Annotated in this window: 16 protein-coding genes and 1 tRNA gene; 8 read left to right on the forward strand and 9 right to left on the reverse strand. The window is 69.7% G+C overall.

What is annotated here, in order from left to right; all coding sequences use genetic code 11:
• Positions 1-21: 21 nt before the first annotated feature.
• The 5 genes from urtE to urtA all read right to left on the reverse strand — a co-directional run bounded on the left by urtE (position 22) and on the right by urtA (position 5860).
• The gene (gene urtE, locus ACS5PV_RS29075; protein ID WP_455398814.1) at positions 22-717 is read right to left on the reverse strand and encodes an urea ABC transporter ATP-binding subunit UrtE; all 696 of its coding nucleotides are present in this window, start codon (positions 715-717) and stop codon (positions 22-24) included.
• A gap of 10 nt (positions 718-727) precedes the next feature.
• Entirely contained in the window at positions 728-1519 is a 792-nt protein-coding gene (gene urtD, locus ACS5PV_RS29080; protein ID WP_455398815.1) for an urea ABC transporter ATP-binding protein UrtD, read from the reverse strand.
• Positions 1516-2670, reverse strand: a complete 1155-nt coding sequence (urtC, locus tag ACS5PV_RS29085; RefSeq protein WP_455398816.1) for an urea ABC transporter permease subunit UrtC — start codon at positions 2668-2670, stop codon at positions 1516-1518. The genes urtD and urtC overlap by 4 nt, the downstream gene beginning before the upstream one ends.
• A 1-nt stretch (position 2671) precedes the next feature.
• Positions 2672-4261 (reverse strand): urea ABC transporter permease subunit UrtB, encoded by a 1590-nt coding sequence (urtB, locus tag ACS5PV_RS29090; protein ID WP_455398817.1) that lies wholly within the window; start codon positions 4259-4261, stop codon positions 2672-2674.
• Between the two features lie 312 nt (positions 4262-4573).
• Complete coding sequence (urtA, locus tag ACS5PV_RS29095; RefSeq protein ID WP_455398818.1) at positions 4574-5860, reverse strand: urea ABC transporter substrate-binding protein; 1287 nt, start codon at positions 5858-5860, stop codon at positions 4574-4576.
• Positions 5861-6119: 259 nt separating this feature from the next.
• On the opposite strand from urtA, the gene ACS5PV_RS29100 reads away from it, so the two are divergent.
• A complete protein-coding gene (locus ACS5PV_RS29100) occupies positions 6120-7784 on the forward strand; it encodes an alpha-amylase family protein (RefSeq protein WP_455398819.1) in 1665 nt (554 codons plus the stop codon).
• A 158-nt stretch (positions 7785-7942) separates the two neighbouring features.
• Here ACS5PV_RS29100 and ACS5PV_RS29105 read toward each other — a convergent pair whose 3' ends face one another.
• Both ACS5PV_RS29105 and ACS5PV_RS29110 read right to left on the reverse strand, forming a co-directional pair.
• Positions 7943-8200: a helix-turn-helix domain-containing protein gene (locus ACS5PV_RS29105; RefSeq protein WP_455398820.1), complete on the reverse strand. Its 258-nt coding sequence runs from the start codon at positions 8198-8200 to the stop codon at positions 7943-7945.
• Positions 8201-8677: 477 nt separating this feature from the next.
• A complete protein-coding gene (locus tag ACS5PV_RS29110) occupies positions 8678-9709 on the reverse strand; it encodes a cysteine synthase A (RefSeq protein WP_455398821.1) in 1032 nt (343 codons plus the stop codon).
• 318 nt (positions 9710-10027) lie between these two features.
• Here ACS5PV_RS29110 and ACS5PV_RS29115 point away from each other — a divergent pair, with 318 nt between their 5' ends.
• The gene (locus tag ACS5PV_RS29115) at positions 10028-13519 is read left to right on the forward strand and encodes an indolepyruvate ferredoxin oxidoreductase family protein (RefSeq protein WP_455398822.1); all 3492 of its coding nucleotides are present in this window, start codon (positions 10028-10030) and stop codon (positions 13517-13519) included.
• 585 nt (positions 13520-14104) lie between these two features.
• Here ACS5PV_RS29115 and ACS5PV_RS29120 read toward each other — a convergent pair.
• Entirely contained in the window at positions 14105-14740 is a 636-nt protein-coding gene (locus tag ACS5PV_RS29120) for a TetR/AcrR family transcriptional regulator (RefSeq protein ID WP_455398823.1), read from the reverse strand.
• A 67-nt stretch (positions 14741-14807) separates the two neighbouring features.
• On the opposite strand from ACS5PV_RS29120, the gene ACS5PV_RS29125 reads away from it, so the two are divergent.
• The 6 genes from ACS5PV_RS29125 (at position 14808) to ACS5PV_RS29150 (ending at position 21538) form a co-directional block, all read left to right on the forward strand.
• The gene (locus ACS5PV_RS29125) at positions 14808-15056 is read left to right on the forward strand and encodes a hypothetical protein (RefSeq protein WP_455398824.1); all 249 of its coding nucleotides are present in this window, start codon (positions 14808-14810) and stop codon (positions 15054-15056) included.
• Positions 15057-15276: 220 nt separating this feature from the next.
• Positions 15277-16389, forward strand: coding sequence for an efflux RND transporter periplasmic adaptor subunit (locus ACS5PV_RS29130; RefSeq protein WP_455398830.1), 1113 nt, complete (start codon positions 15277-15279; stop codon positions 16387-16389).
• The gene (locus ACS5PV_RS29135) at positions 16386-17456 is read left to right on the forward strand and encodes an efflux RND transporter periplasmic adaptor subunit (protein WP_455398825.1); all 1071 of its coding nucleotides are present in this window, start codon (positions 16386-16388) and stop codon (positions 17454-17456) included. The genes ACS5PV_RS29130 and ACS5PV_RS29135 overlap by 4 nt, the downstream gene beginning before the upstream one ends.
• 64 nt (positions 17457-17520) lie before the next feature.
• The gene (locus tag ACS5PV_RS29140) at positions 17521-20604 is read left to right on the forward strand and encodes an efflux RND transporter permease subunit (protein ID WP_455398826.1); all 3084 of its coding nucleotides are present in this window, start codon (positions 17521-17523) and stop codon (positions 20602-20604) included.
• Positions 20605-20760: 156 nt separating this feature from the next.
• Positions 20761-21186, forward strand: coding sequence for a MerR family transcriptional regulator (locus ACS5PV_RS29145; RefSeq protein ID WP_455398827.1), 426 nt, complete (start codon positions 20761-20763; stop codon positions 21184-21186).
• On the forward strand, positions 21125-21538 hold the full coding sequence (locus tag ACS5PV_RS29150; RefSeq protein ID WP_455398828.1) for a carboxymuconolactone decarboxylase family protein: 414 nt from the start codon (positions 21125-21127) through the stop codon (positions 21536-21538). The genes ACS5PV_RS29145 and ACS5PV_RS29150 overlap by 62 nt, the downstream gene beginning before the upstream one ends.
• A 108-nt stretch (positions 21539-21646) precedes the next feature.
• Here the strand turns inward: ACS5PV_RS29150 and ACS5PV_RS29155 are convergent.
• A tRNA-Met gene (locus ACS5PV_RS29155) sits at positions 21647-21723 on the reverse strand.
• Positions 21724-21768 lie beyond the last annotated feature (45 nt).

Here is a 21768-nt window from a genome sequence, read left to right on the forward strand (position 1 = left end):
GCATCCTCAAAGCCGTCGCCCTCACACCGACAGCCATCGCCGCACCTGCGCCTCGACCATCCCCGAGCGCGGGCCCGCCTCGACCACTTGGCCGCGGTCCATCACGGCATAGGAATCGCACAGGTCGCGGGCCCACTCGAAGTACTGCTCGACCAGCACGATCGCCATGTCGCCCTTGCCCCGCAGGTAATCGATCGCCCGGCCAATATCCTTGATGATCGAGGGCTGGATACCTTCCGTCGGCTCGTCGAGGACGAGGACGCGGGGGCGGGTGACGAGGGCGCGGCCGATGGCGAGCTGCTGCTGCTGGCCGCCCGAGAGGTCGCCGCCGCGCCGGCCGAGCATGTCCTTGAGGACCGGGAAGAGGTCGTAGATCTCGGCCGGCACGTAGCGGTCGGCGCGCTTGCAGGGCGCGAAGCCCGTCTCGAGGTTCTCCTTGACGGTGAGCAGCGGGAAGATCTCGCGGCCCTGCGGCACGAAGGCGATGCCCTGGCGGGCGCGGTCGTAGGGGGCGAGCCGGCTGATGTCGCGCCCGTCGAGCTTGACCGCGCCCTTCGACACCGGCTGCTGGCCGACGATGGCGCGCATCAGCGAGGTCTTGCCGACGCCGTTGCGGCCGAGCACCGCCGTGACCTTGCCGAGTTCGGCGCTCAGCGAGACGCCGCGCAGGGCCTGCGCCGCGCCGTAATGGAGATCGATGGTCTCGACGGAGAGCATGACAGGATCCTCAGCGGCCGAGATAGACCTCGACCACCCGCGGGTCGGCCGAGACGGAATCGATCGAGCCCTCGGCCAGCACCGCGCCCTCGTGCAGGCAGGTGACGCGGCACTGGAGCGCGCGGACGAAGTGCATGTCGTGCTCGACCACGATGACGGCGTGGTCGCGGGCGATGCGGCGCAGGAGCGTCGCGGTCGCCTCGGTCTCGGCGTCGGTCATGCCGGCGACCGGCTCGTCGACGAGGAGGAGCTTGGGGTCCTGCGCCAGCAGCATGCCGATCTCGAGCCACTGCTTCTGGCCGTGCGACAGGTCGGCCGCCGGGCGCCCGCGATGGGCGATGAGCCCGACCGTCTCCAGGATCGCGTCGATCTGCGCCCGCTCGACCCGGTTGCGCCAGCCGAACAGCGAGGCGGTGGCAGCGCGGGGGCCCTTGAGCGCGAGCAGGATGTTGTCGGCCACCGACTGGCTCTCGAACACCGTCGGCTTCTGGAACTTGCGGCCGATGCCGAGCTCGGCGATCGCCGCCTCGTCCATCCGGGTCAGATCGTGCACGCCGTCATAGATCACCTGGCCGGTATCGGGCCGGGTCTTGCCGGTGATGCAGTCCATCATCGTGGTCTTGCCGGCGCCGTTCGGCCCGATGATCGCCCGCATCTCGCCGGGCATCAGGGTCAGGGACAGGCCACGTAGCGCCCGATAGCCGTCGAACGTGACCTTGATGTCGTCGACGTAGAGCAGGGCCTGGGTGAGGCGCTTCTCGTGCACCGGGTCGGCGGTAGGCAGGGCGATCGCCGCGCTCATGATCCGCGGCCCTCCTCGGCGAGTGCGGGGGGAATGTCGCCCGGCTTCGGGCCGGGCAATCGGGCTTTCGCGCGGCGCGAGCCGAGCCGCTCGGTCAGGGTGCCGAGGATGCCCTTGGGCAGGAACAGGGTGACGACGACGAACAGCGCGCCGAGCGCGAACAGCCAGGCATCCGGCATCGCCCCGGTGAGCAGGGTCTTGGCGTAGTTGACCAGCACCGCGCCGAGCGCCGCGCCGACCAGCGTGCCGCGGCCGCCGACCGCGACCCAGATCACCGCCTCGATCGAGTTGGCGGGGGCGAACTCGAACGGGTTGATGATGCCGACCTGCGGCACGTAGAGGGCGCCGGCCACCCCCGCCATCATCGCCGAGACGGTGAAGGCGAGCGCCTTGTAGTGCGCCGTGCGGTAGCCGAGGAAGCGCGTGCGCGATTCCGCGTCGCGGATCGCGATCAGCACCTTGCCGAAGGCCGAGGTCGTCATGAACCGGGCGACGAGGTAGGCGAGGCCTAACGCCACGGCGGTGAGGACGAACAGGACGACGCGGGTCCCTTGCGCCTGCACGTTGAAGCCGAGGATGTCCTTGAAGTCGGTGAGCCCGTTGTTGCCCCCGAGGCCCATGTCGTTGCGGAAGAAGGCGAGCATCAGCGCGAAGGTCATCGCCTGGGTGATGATCGACAGGTAGACGCCGGTCACCCGCGAGCGGAAGGCGAGCCAGCCGAACACGAAGGCGAGGAGGCCCGGCACCAGGAGCACCATCACGGCGGCGAACGGAAACCAGTCGAAGCCGTGCCAGTACCAGGGCAGCGACTTGTAGTTCAGGAACACCATGAAGTCGGGCAGGATCGGATTGCCGTAGACGCCGCGCGGCCCGATCTGGCGCATCAGGTACATGCCCATCGCGTAGCCGCCGAGCGCGAAGAACGCGCCGTGGCCGAGCGAGAGGATGCCGCAATAGCCCCAGACGAGGTCGAGGCTGAGCGCCAGGATCGCGTAGGCGAGGTACTTGCCCATCAGCGAGACGGCGTAGGTCGGCACGTGGAAGGCGAAGCCCGGCGCGGTGAGCAGGTTGAGGGCCGGCACCACGAGGCAGGCGAGCGCCAGCACGCCGAGGAAGATCCAGCCGGGCTTGTCGATGCGGGAGAGCAGCATGTCAGGCCTCCACCGCCCGGCCCTTGAGCGCGAACAGGCCGCGCGGCCGCTTCTGGATGAACAGGATGATGAAGACGAGGAGCAGGATCTTGCCCAGCACCGCGCCCGCGTAGGGCTCGAGGAACTTGTTGGCGACGCCGAGGGTGAGGGCCGCCACCAGCGTGCCCCACAGGTTGCCGACGCCGCCGAACACCACGACCAGGAACGAATCGATGATGTAGCCCTGGCCGAGATTGGGCGAGACGTTGTCGATCTGCGACAGCGCGACCCCGGCGACGCCAGCGATGCCGGAGCCGAGGCCGAAGGTGAAGGCGTCGATCCACGGCGTGCGGATGCCCATGGCGGCGGCCATGCGGCGGTTCTGGGTGACGGCGCGGGTCTTCAGGCCGAACGAGGTCGCCTTCAGGATCAGGTTGAGGGCGACGAAGACGCCGAGCGCGAACACCACGATCCACAGCCGGCCCCAGGTGATCGAGAGGCCGAACAGGTCGAAGGCGCCCGACATGTAGGACGGGGCGCCGACCTCGCGGTTGGTCGGGCCGAAGACCGAGCGCACCGCCTGCTGGAGGATCAGGCTGATGCCCCAGGTGGCGAGCAGCGTCTCGAGCGGCCGGCCGTAGAGGTGGCGGATGACCGTCCGCTCGATCAGGATGCCGACGGCGCCGGCGGCGAGGAAGGCGAGCGGGATCGCGATCGGCAGCGACCAGTCGAACAGGCCGGGGGCCTTCTGGCGGATCAGCTCCTGCACCAGGTAGGTGGTGTAGGCGCCGAGCATCACCATCTCGCCGTGGGCCATGTTGATGATGCCCATCACCCCGAAGGTGATGGCAAGACCGATGGCGGCGAGCAGCAGGACCGAGCCGAGGGACAGGCCGTACCAGGCGTTCTGCACGTTCGCCATCAGCGCCTGGCGGGTCTCGATCGCCGACACGCCGCGGGCGGCGGCATCGCGCACGCTCTGGGCGGCGTCGCCCGAGAGGCCGCGCAGGATCGCCAGCGCCTCGCTGTCGCCGCGGTTCTGGATCGTGTCGACGGCGGCCAGGCGCTCGATCTCGGGTGTACCGGGCTTTGCCAGCAAGGCCGTGGCGCGGGCGTCCTGGAGGCTGCGCTTCACGCCGGCATCCGACTCGCGGGCGAGCGCCGCGTCGAGGGCCGGGAGCGCGGCCACGTCGCGGGCCTTGAGCACCGCGTCGGCGGCGGTGCGGCGGGTGGCAGCGTCGGGGGCGAGGAGGTTGAGGGTGCCGAGCGCCGCGTCGATCGCGCGCCGCACCCGGTTGTTGACCCGGACAGGCTTGAGGCCGTCGGGCGCCATCGCGGCGCCGGTGCGGGCGTCGGTGACCTTGGCGCCGTCCTTGATGGCGAGCGCCTTGTCGTCCGGGCGGTAGAGCAGGCGGTTGTCGGCGAGCGCGCGCAGAACCGGCCCTGCCTTCGGGTCGCCGCTGGTCGCGAGGCCCGCGATGGCGGCCTCGATGTCGGAATAGCTGTCGCTGGCGAGCCGCGCGTAGGCGGCGTCGGGCCCGGTCTGCGCGGCGGCCGCGAAGGCACAAGCAGCGCACCAGGCGGCGAGGAGAAGGACGAGGCAGCGGCGCATTCAGTTCCGTCCGGAGAAGGTTGTCTCCTCCCTGCCGGGAGAAGTCGTGAAGGTGGCGGCACCGTTATGTCAGGCACCCGCCCCTTTCCCGGACGACTGAAGCGTCAGCGGAAGGAGATCCGGGATCCAGCACAAGAACTCGCGAAGCGTCCGCTTGTCTGCAACGCTGCGGTCTGCAGAGCCGCTTCGCGGCACGTCCTCTGCTGGATCCCGGATCTCGTTCCACTACGTTCCAGTCGTCCGGGAAAGGGGAGCCAGGATCGGCATCCCCTGTAGGGCTCTCTCCCGAGAGAGAGCCCCTTTGTCACGCGCTCACGCGCCGCCGCACTTCTTCGTCTTGGTGTTGTAGTTGCCGCAATTCAGCTTGACCCAGTCGGCCTCGAGGTCCTTCGAGCCCTCGAGCTGCTTCGACCAGGCCTCGCCGGGGATCAGGCCGTCGGTCTTCCACACCACGTCGAACTGACCGTTGTCCTTGATCTCGCCGATGAAGACGGGCTTCGTGATGTGGTGGTTGGCCAGCATCTCCGAGGTGCCGCCGGTCAGGTTGTCCTGCTTGATGCCCGGGAGCGCGGCGATCACCTTGTCGGGATCGACGGTGCCGGCCTTCTCGACCGCCTTCACCCACATGTTGAAGCCGATGTAGTGGGCCTCCATCGGGTCGTTGGTGACGCGCTTCGGGTTCTTGGTGTAGGCGTGCCACTGGTCGATGAACGCCTTGTTGGCCGGCGTGTCGATCGACATGAAGTAGTTCCAGGCGGCCAGGTGGCCGACGAGGGGCTTGGTGTCGATGCCCGCCAGCTCCTCCTCGCCGACCGAGAAGGCGACGACCGGGATGTCGGTCGCCTTGATGCCCTGGTTCGCCAGCTCCTTGTAGAACGGCACGTTGGCGTCGCCGTTGACGGTCGAGACCACCGCGGTCTTCTTGCCGGTCGAGCCGAAGCTCTTGATCGCGGCGACGCGGGTCTGCCAGTCGGACTGGCCGAACGGGGTGTAGTTGATCGAGATGTCGGCGGGCTTCACGCCCTTCGAGAGCAGGTAGGCCTCGAGGATCTTGTTGGTGGTGCGGGGATAGACGTAGTCCGTGCCCTCCAGCACCCAGCGCTCGACCTTCTCTTCCTTCATCAGGTAGTCGACGGCCGGGATCGCCTGCTGGTTCGGGGCGGCGCCGGTGTAGAACACGTTGCGCTCGCTCTCCTCGCCCTCGTACTGGACGGGGTAGAACAGGATCGAGTTCAGCTCCTTGAACACCGGCAGCACGGACTTGCGCGACACGCTGGTCCAGCAGCCGAACACCGCCGAGACCTTGTCCTTGGCGATCAGCTCGCGCGCCTTCTCGGCGAAGAGCGGCCAGTTCGAGGCCGGATCGACCACGACCGCCTCGAGCTTCTTGCCGAGCACGCCGCCCTTCTTGTTCTGCTCGTCGATGAGCATCAGCATGACGTCTTTGAGCGTCGTCTCGGAGATCGCCATCGTGCCCGAGAGCGAGTGCAGGATGCCGACCTTGATGGTCTCCTGCGCCGAGGCGACCGTGCTCGCCATCGTGCCGAGCGCCAACCCGCCCGCGACCGCGGCGCGCGAGAGCCAACCCTTCCACGTCATGGTGTTCTTCTCCCTGGGCCGTTGCGGCCGAGACCCGTTCCGCAAAGGCCGTGCCAGCGGGATTTTCAAAAAGGTTCCGGTGGATTCGGGCTCAAATTCTGGGCATCCGCCAATCCCGGCGCCGCTTGCCCGATTTTCGCCGCCACTGCTGCCTGCGCGCGCGCCATTCTGCTCAAGCCCACGGCAAGGCTACGCTTGAACGACGTCTGCCCTAGATGAATCGCCCAGCCGGCATCGTCGCCGGCCGAGGAGAACCGGGGTGATCGAGGACCTCTGGTACAAGAACGCGGTGATCTACTGCCTCTCGGTCGGCTCCTTCATGGATGCCAACGGTGACGGCATCGGCGACTTCGAGGGGCTGGAGCGGCGCCTCGACTATCTCCTCGGGCTCGGCGTCACGGCGATCTGGCTGCACCCGTTCCAGCCCTCGCCGGGCCGCGACCACGGCTACGACGTGGCCGACTATTACGGCGTCGACCCGCGCTACGGCACGCTCGGCGACTTCGTCGCCTTCACCCACGCGGCCAAGCAGCGCGGCATGCGGGTTCTGATCGACCTCGTGGTCAACCACACCTCCGACCAGCATCCGTGGTTCCAGGCCGCCCGGCGCGACCCCGATGCCCGTACCCGCGACTGGTACGTGTGGTCGAAGACGAAGCCGGCGAACGCCAACGAGGGCATGGTCTTCCCGGGCGTGCAGAAGAGCACCTGGACCTACGACAAGGAGGCCAAGGCCTGGTACTTCCACCGCTTCTACGACTTCCAGCCCGACCTCAACACCGCCAACCCCCACGTCCAGGCCGAGATCCTGAAGATCATGGGGTTCTGGATCCAGCTCGGCGTCTCGGGCTTCCGGATGGACGCGGTGCCGTTCGTGATCGCCGAGAAGGGGCCGGAGGTCTCAGGGGAACCGCGCGAGCAGTTCGAGCTCCTGCGCCTGTTCCGCGAGTTCCTGCAATGGCGCCAGGGCGACGCGATCATCCTGGCCGAGGCCAACATCCTGCCGCGCCAGGACCTCGACTATTTCGGCGACGACGCCGACCGCATGCACATGATGTTCAACTTCCAGGTCAACCAGGCGCTGTTCTACGCGCTCGCCTCGGCCGATTCACGCCCGCTGGTGAAGGCGCTGCAGAAGACCTGGAACCGGCCGCCCTCGGCCCAATGGGCGATCTTCCTGCGCAACCACGACGAGCTGGATCTCGGCCGCCTGACCGAGAAGCAGCGCCAGACCGTGTTCGACGCCTTCGGGCCCGACCCCGACATGCAGCTCTACGACCGCGGCATCCGCCGGCGCCTCGCGCCGATGCTCGGCGGCGACCGGCGCCGGATCGAGCTCGCCTACAGCCTTATGTTCACCCTGCCGGGCACGCCGGTCTTGCGCTACGGCGACGAGATCGGCATGGGCGACGACCTCTCGCTGCCCGAGCGCGACTGCGCCCGCACGCCGATGCAGTGGTCGCACGAGCCCCACGGCGGCTTCACGCTCAGCGACCATCCCGAATCGCCGCCGATCCACGAGGGCCCCTACGCCTACGCGCACGTCAACGCGGCGGCGCAGCGCTGCGCGCCGGAATCACTCCTCAACTGGATGGAGCGGGTGATCCGGATGCGCAAGGAGGTGCCGGAGATCGGCTGGGGCGACTTCACCGCCCTGGAGACCCGCGACCCCAGCATCCTCGCCCTGCGCTATGACTGGCGCCAGAACTCGGTCTTGTGCCTGCACAACCTCGCGGCCGAGCCGAAGGAGGTCACCTTCGCCACCGGCCTCGACGGCGACGGCCGCAACCTGATCGACCTCCTCACCGGCCAGCGGAGCCTCGCCAACGACGACGGCTGCCACTGCGTGCTGCTGGAGGGCTACGGCTACCGGTGGTACCGCGTGGGGGGGCTGGATTACCTGCTGCGGCGCAGCGAGATCTGAGCGATGTCGTTCCTCGATGACCAGTCACCCCCTCCTGGCCATTCCGGGGCCGCGATGGCGGAGCCCGGAATGACCCTGGAGGGTGACCATGGGGGGATGAGATCGCGTGGGGGCCGACTTTGGCTCCGGGCCTCCGGTCGGGCGCTAGGGTCGCGCCCTCACGCCTCCGCCTCCGCCGGCGCGCTCCTCATCCCGGCCTCCTCCGACAATTCCCCCTCCGGCCAGTCGGACCAGACGACGTCGCGGTAGATCGGCAGGCAGACACCGATCCTCCTGTACTCCGCGATCCGGTTGCGCACCGTGCGGACCGAGATGCCGAGCATTTTGGCGGCGTGGGTGCGGTTGCCGCGGCAACGGATGAGCGTCTCGATGACGAGCTTGCGCTCGGCCTCCGCGAGGGTGGTCGCTGGCGCCATGCTGCTTGTCCTCCTGGTGACGAGGGCCCCCGGGCGTATTTGTTGTTGCGACAGGGAAATGCTGGGCAATCAGGGTTAACGGATCGTTAATGACGCCGCCGACAGGCGTCTATGTGGTCCTGTGCTTGCGACACGAGCCGAAAACCCACGGGCAATACAGTCGCGACGGCATGGACGAACCGGAGTCGTCGGCAGAGGAGCAACGCCCGGCCGAGGCATTCGGCGGCTTTCGGCCGGGATCATGGAACTCCGTCGGTCCGAGCTGCCAGGATCAGCCGGGTCGACGTCCCGGTGTCGTCGCCTGCTCGGGCCCGCGAGACCGGTCCGCGGGTCGGCTGCGGGCGTCGGCACGGCCTGGCGGGACGATGACGGCGCCCGCCCCGCACCGTCTCATCTCGGTCACGGCCGTCCGGGATCTTGTGTCGCGAACGGGCGTGAAAAATTTCCCGAAACCGCGCGATGGCGCCGACGCGGCGCCTACGCGACCAAGCCCGGATCGATCGCCCGCGGGTTGTCGAGCCAGTGCGGCACCGGCAGGTCGCGGGCGCGCAGGAAGCCGGGATCGAACAGCTTCGAGGCGTAGCGGGTGCCGTAGTCGCACAGGATCGTCACGATGGTGTGGCCGGGCCCGAGATGGCGGGCAAGCCGGATCGCCCCCGCGACGTTGATGCCCGACGAGCCGCCGAGGCACAGCCCCTCCTCCTCCAGGAGGCCGAAGACCAGCGGCAGCGCTTCCGCATCGGGGATGCCGAAGGAGATGTCCGGCCGGAACCCTTCGAGGTTGCGGGTGATGCGACCCTGGCCGATGCCTTCGGTGATCGAAGTCCCTGAGGCCTTGAGCTCGCCGGTGGCGTAGTAGGGATGGAGCGCCGAGCCGTCCGGATCGGCGAGCCCGATCGTCACCCCGGGGTTGCGGGCGCGCAGCGCCTCGGCGGTGCCGGCGAGCGTGCCGCCGGTGCCGGCGGCGCAGATGAAGCCGTCGACCCGTCCGCCGGTCGCCTCCCAGATCTCCGGCCCGGTCGTGGCGATGTGGGCCTCGCGGTTGGCGAGGTTGTCGAACTGGTCGGCGAAGAAGGCGCCGCCGGGCTCGGTCCCGGCGAGGCGCGCGGCCAGCCGCCCGGCCACCTTCACGTAGTTGTTGGGATTGGCAAACGGGACGGCCGGTACCTCGACGAGGTCGGCCCCGGCCAGCCGCAGGGCCTGCTTCTTCTCCGCCGACTGGGTCTCCGGAATCACGATCACGGTGCGGTAGCCGCGCGCCGCGCCCACGAGCGCGAGCCCGATGCCGGTATTGCCCGCCGTGCCCTCGACGATGGTGCCGCCCGGCCGCAAGGTCCCGGCGCGCTCCGCGGCCTCGACCATGGACAGGGCGGCGCGGTCCTTCACCGACTGGCCCGGATTCAGGAACTCGGCCTTGCCCAGGATGGTGCAGCCGGTCTCCTCCGAGGCGCGCTTGAGGCGGATCAAGGGCGTGCCGCCGATCGCGGCGAGGATGTCGGAGCGGATCATCGCGGGGGCCATCCGGTACGGGCGGGCGCAGAGACCCGCAGGGGCAGCGGTGATGCCGCGAAACGTGTTGGGCGGCAAGGCGCACGGGCCAGTCACGGCAGACGCCGCCGTGCCGCCGAGGATCGGGCGTTCGCGGGTGACCGCGATACGACGGAGGCTCAAGGCCGCCCCCCGGGCGCGAGCGAAACGCGCCTTCCTGGAATGCCTCCAGGCCGCGTTGACGGAGCCGACCGGAAATGTCAGCCTTCCTGACTTAATCGGCGTGGTCCCGAGAGGCCGGAGAACCGGCTCCCACCGCGCGAGGAGGAGGAGCACGCGATGGGCCCAGAGAACATCTCCCCGTCCCTTCGGCCGGTCAGCCTCGACGACAAGTACGACCTCTCCCGCGACCAGGTCTTCGTCACCGGCACGCAAGCCGTGATCCGGATGCTGCTGATGCAGCAGGCCCGCGACCGGGCGGCGGGACTCAACACCGCGGGCTTCGTCTCGGGCTATCGCGGCTCGCCGATCGGCGGGCTCGACCAGAACCTGGTGCGTGCCAAGAAGGTCCTGGATCAGGCCGGAATCGTGTTCCAGCCCGGCCTCAACGAGGAGCTGGCCGCCACCGCGATCTGGGGCGCGCAGCAGGCCGAGATGCGGGGCGAGGGCCGCTACGACGGCGTGTTCGGCCTCTGGTACGGCAAGGGCCCCGGCGTCGACCGCTCCGGCGACGTGTTTCGCCACGCCAACATGGCCGGCACCTCGCGCCACGGCGGCGTGCTGGCGCTGATGGGCGACGACCACACGGCGGAATCCTCCACCGTCGCGCACCAGTCGGAGTTCCACTTCGTCGACGTGATGAGCCCGATCCTGAACCCGGCCGGCGTTCAGGAGATCCTGGATTACGGCCTCTACGGCTACGCGATGAGCCGCTATTGCGGCACCTGGGTCGCCTTCAAGTGCGTGAAGGAGAACATCGAGTCGACCGCGAGCGTCGACGCGCGCCTCGACCGGGTGAAGATCGTCCTCCCCGACGACTTCCTGATGCCGCCGGGCGGGCTCAACATCCGCACGCCCGACGGCATCCTGGAGCAGGAGGCCCGCCTCCAGGACTTCAAACGCGACGCGATGATGGCCTTCGTGCGCGCCAACAACCTCAACCGCATCGTGCTCTCGGGGGGACGCCAGCCGAAGATCGGCATCATCACGGTCGGCAAGTCCTATCTCGACGTGCGCCAGGCGATGGACGACCTCGGCCTCGACGAGGTCAAGGCCAACGACATGGGCCTGCGGCTCTACAAGGTCGCCTGCCCCTGGCCGCTGTCGCGGCGCGAACTGGCGGAGTTCACCGAGGGCCTCGACCTCGTGATGGTGGTGGAGGAGAAGCGCTCCCTGATCGAGGTGCAGCTGCGCGAGGAGCTGTACGGATCGCGCCATCAGCCGGTCTGCATCGGCAAGCGGGACGAGCAGGGCAACTGGCTCTTTCCCGTGAAGGGCGCGCTCGATCCCAACGACATCGCGGTGGCGCTCGGCGAGCGCCTGCTGCGCTACCACCGCAACGACGACCTCGCGGGGCGCGTCGCACGCCTCAAGGGCGCGCAGGAGCGGCTGGCGGCCACCGCCGACATCGCGGCGCGGATCCCGCATTTCTGCGCCGGCTGCCCGCACAATTCCTCCACCAAGGTGCCCGAGGGCATGCGGGCCTATGCGGGCATCGGCTGCCACTACATGGCGCAGTGGATGGACCGCGGCACCGACGGCTTCACCCAGATGGGCGGCGAGGGCGCGAACTGGATCGGCGAGAACGCCTTCTCGAAGCGCGGCCACGTGTTCCAGAACCTCGGCGACGGCACCTACAACCACTCGGGCTCGCTGGCGCTCCGCTGGGCGGTCGATACCGGCACCACCATCACCTACAAGATCCTGTTCAACGACGCCGTCGCGATGACCGGCGGCCAGCCGCACGAGGGCGGCCTGACCGTCGACCGCATCGCCGCGCAGGTGCGGGCGGAGGGCGTCGCGCGCATCGCGCTCGTCACCGACGAGCCGCACAAGTACCCCGAGACGATCGTCTGGCCGGACGGCCTCACCATCCACCACCGCGACGAACTCGACGCGGTGCAGCGCGACCTCGCGACGGTGCCGGGCGTCTCGGTGATGATCTACGACCAGACCTGCGCCTCCGAGAAGCGCCGCCGGCGCAAGCGCAACGCCTTCCCCGATCCCGACAAGCGGGTGATCATCAACGAGCTGGTCTGCGAGGGCTGCGGCGACTGCTCGGTGCAGTCGAACTGCGTCGCGGTGCAGCCGGTCGAGACCGAATTCGGCCGCAAGCGCCGCATCGACCAGTCGGGCTGCAACAAGGACTTTTCCTGCGTGAAGGGGTTCTGCCCGTCCTTCGTGACGGTGCACGGCGCGAAACCCCGCACGAAACCGGTCGGGGTCCCGGTGGCGACCGACGCGGCACCGGATGCCGGCCTGCCCGAACCGGCGATCCCGGAGATCGCCGGCACCTACAACCTGATCGTCACCGGCGTCGGCGGCACCGGCGTGGTGACGATCGGGGCGATCCTCGGCATGGCGGCGCATCTCGAGGGCAAGGGACTCGGGATGATCGACATGGCCGGCCTCGCCCAGAAGGGCGGCGCGGTGTTCAGCCACGTGCGGCTGGCCAATCGCCAGGAGGACATCCACGCGATCCGGGTCGGGGCGGGTGCGGCCGACCTCGTGCTCGGCTGCGACCTCGTGGTCAGCGGCAACCGCAAGGTGCTGTCGGCGATCGCGAAGGGCCGCACCCACCTCGTCGTCAACACCGCCGAGGTGATGCCGGGCGAGTTCACCCGCCGGCCCGACTTCTCCCTGCCGGCCGAGCGGATCAAGCGGGCGATCCGGGAGGCCGCCGGGACGGAGCGCGCCGACTTCACCGACGCCACAAGCCTCGCGGTCTCGGTGCTCGGCAATGCGCTCGCCGCCAACATGTTCATGCTGGGCTATGCCTGGCAGCGCGGGCGCGTCCCGCTCTCGCGGGCGGCGCTCGTGAAGGCGATCGAGCTCAACCGCGAGGCGGTGGCGATGAACCTCGCGGCCTTCGCCTGGGGGCGGCGCGCCGCGGCCCACCCTGAGACGATGCGGGCGGTCGAGGCGCCGGCCCCGGATCTGGCGCCCGACCTCGACGGCGTGATCGGGAAGCGCGTCGCGTTCCTGACCGCCTACCAGGACGCGGCCTACGCCGATCGCTACGCCAAGGCCGTGGCGGCTTTGCGGGCCCGGGAGGCGGCGATCGTCCCCGGCCAGTCGGCCCTGGCGGAGGCCGCCGCCCGCTCGCTCTTCCGGCTGATGGCCTACAAGGACGAGTACGAGGTCGCGCGGCTCTACACCGACGGCAGCTTCCAGGCGCAGGTCGAGCGCACCTTCGAGGGCGAAAATCTCCGCTACGAGTTCCACCTCGCGCCGCCGCTGCTCGCCCGCCGCGACCCGGCCACCGGCCGGCCGCGCAAGACAAGCTTCGGGCCCTGGATGATGAAGGCGTTCGGGATTCTCGCCCGGATGAAGGGTTTGCGCGGCACCGCCCTCGACCCGTTCGGCTACACGCGGGAGCGGCGCGAGGAGCGGCGCCTCGGGCGGGACTTCGAGGCTCTGATGGCCGAGATCGCCCGCGACCTGACACCCGTCAACCACGCCGCCGCGGTCGGCCTCGCCGGACTGCCCCAGCGCATCCGCGGCTACGGCCCGGTGAAGGCGAAGAACCTCGCGGCGGTGCAGGCGGAGGAGGCGGCGCTGCTGGCGCGGTTCCGCAACCCGGAGGTGGCGATGGCGACGGCCGCGGAGTGAGGGGCACAGTACACGACACTGTCAGATAGGTACCGACGAGACTACGATCCGTCGTAAGCCAACCCCCTTTCCCGGACGACTGGAGCGCCAGCGGAAGGAGATCCGGGATCCAGACGTAAGACTTGCCGCGAAGCGGCTCTCTATGTTGCACCGTTGCAGCCATAAGGACGCTTCGCGAGTCCTCGTGCTGGATCCCGGATCTCCTTCCACTTCGTTTCAGTCGTCCGGGAAAGGGGCGGCGGCTCACGATGAGGCGGTGGTCTCGCCGGTATCACCTCTCCCACGTAAGGGCGATCCGGACACGAGAGAGCGCGGGCTTTCCCCTCCCCCTCCGCGGGGGAGGGTGGCCCCCGAAGGCGGCCGGGAGAGGGGTCGCCGCTTCCGAAGGGTCGCGCCCACGGTGACGGGCGCCATGCTCAGCACCGTCGCGCTGCCCCTCTCGGCGGGACTTCGTCCCGCTGCGCTCACTCCGTTCGCCATCCTCCCCCGCAGAGGGGGGAGGGGAAAGCACGCGCCATGTCTTTCCCTGGACAGCCCTGCGCCCGCGGGGAGAGGAGAGATCCCGCGACCCGCAAGGAACCAGGGTCACCCCCCACTCCCCTCCCCCCGCACCAGACCCCGCTCCATCAGGTCGAGGTGCCCCGCCAGGTACGCCGGGCCGTCAAGCGCGTGGTCGTCGCCGAACATCAGCCGCCAGGTACAGGCCATGATGACGGGGGCGAAGAGCAGGTGGGGAAACTCCTCGGCCGCCGTCGGGCGGAACTCGCCGCGGTCGATCCCGTAGCGCACCACGCGCCGCAGGTTGTCCACCGCCGGGCCGAGCACCTCGGCACGCCAGCGGTCGGCGAGGTCGGGGAAGCGGCTGACCTCGGCGAGCAGCATCCGCAAGATCTCGCGGGCGCGCCGGTCCTCGACCATCTGCTCGTACACGAAGGCGAAGTGAGTGCGCAGGATCGCCATCGCCGAGCCCTGCGGGGCGGCGGCGAGCGCCGCCAGGTTCTCCGCCGACGGCCGGTTCATCTCCCGGACGGTGGCGAGGAACAGGTCCTCCTTGCTCGGGAAGTACAGGTAGATCGTGCCCTTGGTGATCCCGGCGCGGGCCGCGACGTCGTCGAGCTTGGTCGCGGCGAAGCCCGCGCGGGCGAACTCCTCGAACGCCGCCTCCACGATCTCGCCGGGCCGCTCCTCCTTGCGCCGCCGGCGCTGTCCTGCCACTGCCATCGCGCACCTTATTGACTACCCGGTCAGTTATTAGTACGAAGCGGGCGTCGCCTTCAAGGAGCGCGCCATGGCCCGCACGGTGATGTTTCCGTCTCACGAAACCGCGCCGTGCCGGCCCGGGTTCACCCGGCTGCCGAACGGCCTTGCCCTGCACGCCCCGCCGGTGGAGACCGCCCGCCCGCTGCTGCCGCGGCGGCTGCCGCTCTCGGCGATCGCGCTCATGATCTTCGCGCTCGCCGGCTGGGCCGGCCTGCTGGCCTGGACCCGCCCGGCACCACCCTGCGCCGCCTGCCTCTCCGAGCCGGGCCAGCTCTGACGCATCACCCGTTTCCCCGGATCGCCCCGGCCTGCCGCTGGGGCGTCACCCACAGATGCGGGGCGCGCTCTCCCCGAGAGACACGCCCCGCATCTGGAAGGAGCGGCCGCATCCGCCCCCTCGCGGCCGCTCCTTCACGTCGTTTCGTTTCACGTTGTTTCCGCTCGTCCATCCTGTACGTTCCCGCTGCTTCGAGACCTGACCGGTGCGCGCGACCCTCATGAGACCCACCCCGATCCCGCGGGGCGCCGCCTGCCTGGCCGCCCTGCTCCTCGCGAGCCCGGCGCTCGCCGAGGCGTCCTTCCCGGCCAAGGACGAGGTACCGAGGACGGATCCCGCCCTGGCCCAGGTCCGGGTGGTGACCGCCGCGCTGGTGCCGGTCGCCGAGCAGGTCGTGCTGACCGGCGACATCCAGGCCAAGTTCCTGAGCAACATCGCGTTCCGGGTCAGCGGCAAGATCCAGGAGCGCCTGGTCGAGGTCGGCGAGCACGTCACCGCCGACCAGGTGCTGGCCCGGCTCGAGCCGCAGGAGCAGCAGGTCAACGTCGACACCGCGCAGGCCGCGCTCGCCTCGGCCGAGGCGCTGCTGACCCAGGCCAAGGTGAGCTTCGAGCGCCAGCAATCGCTGATGCGCAGCGGCTACACCACCCGCACCGCCTACGACCAGGCCGAGCAGACCCTGCGCACCACGCAAGCCTCGGTCGAATCGGCCAAGGCGGCGCTCGGCAATGCCCGCGAGCAATTCTCCTACACCGAGCTGAAGACCGGCGTCGCCGGCATGATCACGGCGCGCAACGCCGAGGCCGGCCAGGTGGTGCAGTCGGGCCAGACCGTGTTCACCCTGGCCCAGGACGGGCCGCGCGACGCGGTGTTCATCGTCTCCGAGACGCTGCTCGCCGAGCCGCCGGAGGGCAAGACCGTCGAGATCATCCTCCTGTCGGATCCAAGGGTGCGCACCACCGGCACGGTGCGGGAGATCTCGCCGGCGGTCGATCCGTCCTCCGGCGGGGTGCGGGTGAAGATCGGCCTTACCCAGGTGCCGCCGGAGATGTCGCTCGGCGCCACGGTGGCGGGCCTCGGGCGCTTCCGCGCCAAGCCCTCGGTGAGCCTGCCCTGGAGCGCGCTGTTTCGCTGGCAGGACAAGCCGGCGGTCTGGGTGCTCGATCCGGGAAGCGGCACCGTCGCCCCGAAGACCGTCGCGATCGAGCGCTACGCCGGCTCGGCCATCGTGCTGGCAGACGGCATCGCGCCGGGCGAGCGCGTCGTGGTGGCCGGCATCCAGCTCCTGCGCCCCGGCCAGAAGGTCGCGGTGGTCGGCGAGGTCGCGCCATGAGGCACGTCCCCGCTCTCGCCGTCCTCCTCGCCCTGGCGGCCTGCCAGGCGAAGGAGGCCGAGGCGCCGCCCCCGGTGCGCCCGGTCCTCACCACCAGGGTCGAGATCCGCACCGCCGAGACCTTCGGCCCCTTCGCCGGCACGGTCGAGCCGCGCTACCAGACGCAAGCCGGATTTCGGGTGCCGGGCCGGATGGTCGCCCGCGACGTCTATGTCGGCGACCTCGTGCCGAAGGGGGCGCGGCTCGCCGCCCTCGACCCCACCGTGCAGCAATTCGCCGTCACCCGGGCGCGGGCCGACGTCGCCGACGCCGAGGCGCAGCTCGCCAATGCGAGCGCCGTCGAGGCGCGCCAGCGCACCCTGTTCGAGGGCGGCAACGTCACCCAGGCGGCGCTGGACAGCGCGGTGGCGAGCCGCGACACCGCGGCGGCGCGCCTCGCGCAAGCCAAGGCCGCCCTCCAGAAGGCGACCGACGAACTCGGCTACGCCACCCTGAAGGCCGACGTCGACGGGGTGGTGACGGCCTGGAACGCCGAGATCGGCCAGGTGGTGAGCGCCGGCCAGGCGGTCGTCACCCTCGCCCGGCCCGACATCCGCGAGGCGGTGGTCGACATCCCGGACGGGCTGATGGCCGGCATCAGGGCCGGCACCGAGTTCACCGTGACGCTCCAGGCCGCCCCGAAGATCACCGCGAAGGGCCGGGTCCGCGAGATCGGGCCGCTCGCCGACCCGGCGACCCGCACCCGCCGGGTGCGCATGACGCTGATCGATCCGCCAGAGGCGTTCCGGCTCGGCACCACCATCACGGTCGCGCTCGAACGCCCCACCCCGCCGCGCATCACCCTGCCGGCGACGGCGCTGCTCGAGGCCGAGAACCGCACCAGCGTCTGGGTGGTGGCGCCCGACGGCAAGACGGTCTCGCGCCGCGACGTCGCGGTGGTCGCCCGCGACGACGACGCGGTGACGCTCACCGAGGGCCTCAAGGCCGGCGAGACCGTGGTGACGGCCGGCGTCCACAGCCTCAAGGACGGCCAGGCGGTGCGCCTCGCCGCCTCCGGTCTGCTCTGAATCCTTCGCGCGCGGCCCGGTGCGGCCCGCAGCTCCATCCCGTTCCAGCGCGAGGCCGCGCCCGATGAAGTCGTTCAACCTCTCCGAATGGGCGCTGTCGCACCGCTCCTTCGTCTGGTTCCTGATGGTGGTGGCGATCGTCGCCGGTGCGATGTCCTACCGCAAGCTCGGCCGCGAGGAGGATCCGGCCTTCGCGATCAAGACCATGGTGGTGCAGGCGACCTGGCCCGGCGCCACCATCGCGGACACCCTCGACCAGGTCACCGACCGGATCGAGAAGGAATTGCAGCAGATCAGCGCGGTCGACTACACCAAGAGCTACACCACGCCCGGCCAGGCGACGGTGTTCGTCAACCTGCGCGACACGACCCCGCCGCAGACGATCCCGTGGCTGTTCTACCAGGTGCGCAAGCGGCTCGGCGACATCAAGGGCACCTTCCCGCAAGGGATGCAGGGCCCGTTCTTCAACGACGAGTTCGGCGACGTGTTCGGCAACGTCTACGCCTTCACCGCCGACGGCCTGTCGATGCGGCAACTCCGCGACTACGTCGAGACGGTGCGCACCCGCATCATCAAGGTGCCGAGCATCGGCAAGACCCAGATCATCGGCGCCCAGGACGAGGTGATCTCCCTCGACTTCTCGACCCGCAAGCTCGCCGGCCTCGGCGTCGACGTGCAATCGCTGATCAAGAGCCTGCAGGCGCAGAACGCGGTGGCGCCGTCGGGCGTGATCCAGGCCGGGCCGGAGCGGGTCTCGGTCCGCGTCGGCGGCCAGTTCACCGACGAGAACAGCCTGAAGGCGATCAACCTGCGGGTCAACGACCGCTTCTTCCGCCTCTCGGACGTGGCCGAGATCGAGCGCGGCTACGCCGACCCGCCGCAATCGCTGTTCCGCTACAACGGCCGGCCGGCGATCGGGCTCGCCATCGCCATGCAGCAGAGCGGCAACCTGCTCCAGTTCGGCGAGGCGCTGAAGACCCGGATGCGCCAGGTCGAGGCCGAGTTGCCGGTGGGGGTGGGCATCCACCTCGTCTCGGACCAACCGCGCATCGTCGAGGAGGCGGTCGGCGGCTTCACCAAGGCGCTGGTCGAGGCGGTGGTGATCGTGCTCGTCGTGTCGTTCCTGAGCCTCGGCGTGCGCGCCGGCCTCGTCGTGTCGTTCTCGATCCCGCTGGTGCTCGCCATCGTCTTCGTCGTCATGGAGGTGATGGGGGTCACGCTCCAGCGCATCTCGCTCGGCGCGCTCATCATCGCGCTCGGCCTCCTCGTCGACGACGCGATGATCACCGTCGAGATGATGGTGGCGCGGCTGGAGGCCGGCGACAGCCTGCACAAGGCCGCGACCTTCGCCTACACCTCGACCGCCTTCCCGATGCTGACCGGCACGCTCGTCACCGTCGCGGGCTTCCTGCCGATCGGCTTCAACGGCTCGGCGGCCGGCGAGTACACGTACTCGCTGTTCGTGGTGATCGCCGCCTCGCTCCTCGTCTCCTGGGTGGTGGCGGTGCTGTTCGCGCCGCTCATCGGCGTCAAGATCCTGCCGAAGACCATGAAGGGCCATCACGAGAAACCGAGCCGCCTGCTCGGCGCCTTCCGGGCGCTGCTGCTGCCGGCGATGCGCTACCGCTGGGTCACGGTCGCGGTCTGCATCGGGATGCTGGCGCTCGCGGTCGTCGGCATGGGCCACGTGCAGCAGCAGTTCTTCCCCTCCTCCGACCGGCCCGAGGTCCTGGTCGACCTGACCCTGCCGCAGAATGCCAGCATCAGTGAGACCAAGGCGCAGATGGACAGGTTCGAGGCGGCGCTAAAGGGCGACCCCGAGATCAAGCGCTGGAGCTCCTACGTCGGCCAGGGCGCGATCCGGTTCTACCTGCCCCTCGACCAGCAATTGCAGAACGCGTTCTTCGGCCAGATCGTGATCGAGACCGTGTCGCTGGAGGCCCGCGACCGCACCATGGCGCGGCTGAACGAGCTGGCGCGACGCGAGTTCGTCGGCACCGACGCGTTCATCCATCCCCTCGATCTCGGTCCCCCGGTCGGCCGGCCGATCCAGTACCGGATCAGCGGCCCCGACCTCCAGGTGGTGCGCGCCCACGCCCTCAAGCTCGCCAACGTGGTGGCGCAGAACCCGCATGTCGGCCTGCCGACCTTCGACTGGAACGAGCCCGGCAAGGTCTTGCGGGTCGAGATCCTTCAGGACAAGGCGCGCCAGCTCGGCGTGACCTCGCAGGACATCGCCGGCATCCTCAACGGGGTCGTCGGCGGCACCACGATCACCCAGGTCCGCGACGCGATCTACCTCGTCGACGTGGTCGGCCGGGCGCAGGGGCCGGAGCGCCGCTCCGTCGACACGCTCCAGAGCCTGCAGGTGCCGACCGCCGGCGGCGCGACGGTGCCGCTGCTCGCCTTCGCGAAGATCCACTACGACCTCGAGCAGCCGATCGTCTGGCGCCGCGACCGGATGCCGACCATCACGGTGCGCGCCGCCATCACCGACGCGACCCAGCCGCCGACGATCGTCTCCGCCCTCGAACCCGCCATGGCGCAGTTCCGCCAGGAGCTTCCCGCCGGCTACGACCTCGCGACGGGCGGCGCGGTCGAGGAGAGCGCCAAGGGCCAGGGCCCGATCGCCGCGGTGGTGCCGGTGATGCTGCTCGTGATGGCGTTCTTCCTGATGGTGCAGCTCCAGAGCATCCAGAAGCTGTTCCTGGTGTCGAGCGTGGCCCCCCTCGGGTTGATCGGCGTCGTCGCGGCGCTGCTGCCGTCGGGCGCGCCGATGGGGTTCGTGGCGATCCTCGGCATCCTGGCGCTGATCGGCATCATCATCCGCAACGCGGTGATCCTCGTCACCCAGATCGACGAGTTCGCGGCCGAGGGGATGAGCCCGTGGGACGCGGTGGTGGAGGCGACCTGCCACCGCATGCGCCCGATCCTGCTCACGGCGGCCGCCGCGAGCCTCGGCATGGTGCCGATCGCCCGCGAGGTCTTCTGGGGGCCGATGGCCTATGCGATGATCGGCGGCATCATCGCGGCCACCTTCCTGACCCTGTTCTTCCTGCCGGCCCTCTATGTCGGCTGGTACCGGATCCGGCCGCAGAAGAAGGGCGAGCCCCGGGACGGCGTCCCCCACGCCCCGGCGGAGGCGTGAGCGGAGCCACCAGCAAAGTCCGGCGCGCCGAGACAGGTCGATTTCCGGGGCGACGCCCTCCTCCTCGAGGGCGATCGCGCCGCGCTGTCCTCGCCGCTTGACTGAGAGCGCACTCGAACCCCTAGCTTCGAATGCGTCGAGGCGGGAAAGGCGCTCATGAAGATCGGTGAACTCGCGAAGCGTTCGGGCCTGTCCGCCCATACCATCCGCTACTACGAGCGGATCGGGCTCATCCCCTACGCCGACCGGGACCGGTCGAGCCACCGTGACTACGACGCGTCGATCCTCACCTGGATCGCATTCCTGGACCGTCTCAAGACGACCGGGATGCCGATCCGCGAGATGCTGCGCTACGCGGCCATGCGGGAAAGAGGCGTCGCCACTGAGGCCGAGCGCCGCGACGTGCTGGAGCAGCATCGCGAGCGCGTCCGCGCTCACATCGCCGAGTTGCAGGCCTGTCTCCTCGTCCTCGACACCAAGATCGCCGGCTATGCCGGCTCCGACGAGAGGACACAGACGCATGACACAGCACCACCGCGCCGGCGAAAGCCGGCTGGAGCGCGGGCGGCGGGCGCTCGCTGAGATCGACGGCCACGCCGGAGAGGCGGTCGTGGCCTCGCTCGTGGACATCGCGCCCGATTTCGCCACCTACCTGATCGAGTTTCCCTTCGGCGACATCTACACCCGCCCCGGCCTCGACCTGCGCGCCCGGGAGATCGCCACCATCGCGGCGCTGACGGCGATGGGCAACGCGGCGCCACAGCTAAAGGTCCACATCGCCGCAGGCCTGAATGTCGGCCTCTCGCGCCAGGAGATCATCGAAATCATGATGCAGATGGCCGTCTATGCCGGCTTCCCGGCAGCGCTGAACGGCCTGTTCGCGGCCAAGGCGGTCTTCGCCGAGCACGAGCCGGCCGAGGCGGGCGGAGCATGACGCGCCCTCCCCTTCCGGGACTTGGTCAGACGGCAGCCTGAGAACGGCACCGAGCCATGACAACGAAAAACCCCGCGAGGCGTGAGCCTCGTGGGGTTTTTCGATCGTTGGTTGCGGGGACAGGATTTGAACCTGTGACCTTCAGGTTATGAGCCTGACGAGCTACCGGGCTGCTCCACCCCGCGCCAGGGTGTTGTCGTGAGGAGGCAATGTGACGTGCTTGGCAGGTC

This window comes from Methylobacterium sp. Gmos1 (genome assembly GCF_053764715.1).

Excerpts from the sequence above, each read along its gene's own strand:
- urtE (WP_455398814.1), bottom strand. The coding sequence starts at position 717 with ATGCTCTCCGTCGAGACCATCGATCTCCATTACGGCGCGGCGCAGGCC.
- urtD (WP_455398815.1), bottom strand. The coding sequence starts at position 1,519 with ATGAGCGCGGCGATCGCCCTGCCTACCGCCGACCCGGTGCACGAGAAG.
- urtC (WP_455398816.1), bottom strand. The coding sequence starts at position 2,670 with ATGCTGCTCTCCCGCATCGACAAGCCCGGCTGGATCTTCCTCGGCGTG.
- urtB (WP_455398817.1), bottom strand. The coding sequence starts at position 4,261 with ATGCGCCGCTGCCTCGTCCTTCTCCTCGCCGCCTGGTGCGCTGCTTGT.
- urtA (WP_455398818.1), bottom strand. The coding sequence starts at position 5,860 with ATGACGTGGAAGGGTTGGCTCTCGCGCGCCGCGGTCGCGGGCGGGTTG.
- ACS5PV_RS29105 (WP_455398820.1), bottom strand. The coding sequence starts at position 8,200 with ATGGCGCCAGCGACCACCCTCGCGGAGGCCGAGCGCAAGCTCGTCATC.
- ACS5PV_RS29110 (WP_455398821.1), bottom strand. The coding sequence starts at position 9,709 with ATGATCCGCTCCGACATCCTCGCCGCGATCGGCGGCACGCCCTTGATC.
- ACS5PV_RS29115 (WP_455398822.1), top strand. The coding sequence starts at position 10,028 with ATGGGCCCAGAGAACATCTCCCCGTCCCTTCGGCCGGTCAGCCTCGAC.
- ACS5PV_RS29120 (WP_455398823.1), bottom strand. The coding sequence starts at position 14,740 with ATGGCAGTGGCAGGACAGCGCCGGCGGCGCAAGGAGGAGCGGCCCGGC.
- ACS5PV_RS29125 (WP_455398824.1), top strand. The coding sequence starts at position 14,808 with ATGGCCCGCACGGTGATGTTTCCGTCTCACGAAACCGCGCCGTGCCGG.
- ACS5PV_RS29130 (WP_455398830.1), top strand. The coding sequence starts at position 15,277 with ATGAGACCCACCCCGATCCCGCGGGGCGCCGCCTGCCTGGCCGCCCTG.
- ACS5PV_RS29135 (WP_455398825.1), top strand. The coding sequence starts at position 16,386 with ATGAGGCACGTCCCCGCTCTCGCCGTCCTCCTCGCCCTGGCGGCCTGC.
- ACS5PV_RS29140 (WP_455398826.1), top strand. The coding sequence starts at position 17,521 with ATGAAGTCGTTCAACCTCTCCGAATGGGCGCTGTCGCACCGCTCCTTC.
- ACS5PV_RS29145 (WP_455398827.1), top strand. The coding sequence starts at position 20,761 with ATGAAGATCGGTGAACTCGCGAAGCGTTCGGGCCTGTCCGCCCATACC.
- ACS5PV_RS29150 (WP_455398828.1), top strand. The coding sequence starts at position 21,125 with ATGACACAGCACCACCGCGCCGGCGAAAGCCGGCTGGAGCGCGGGCGG.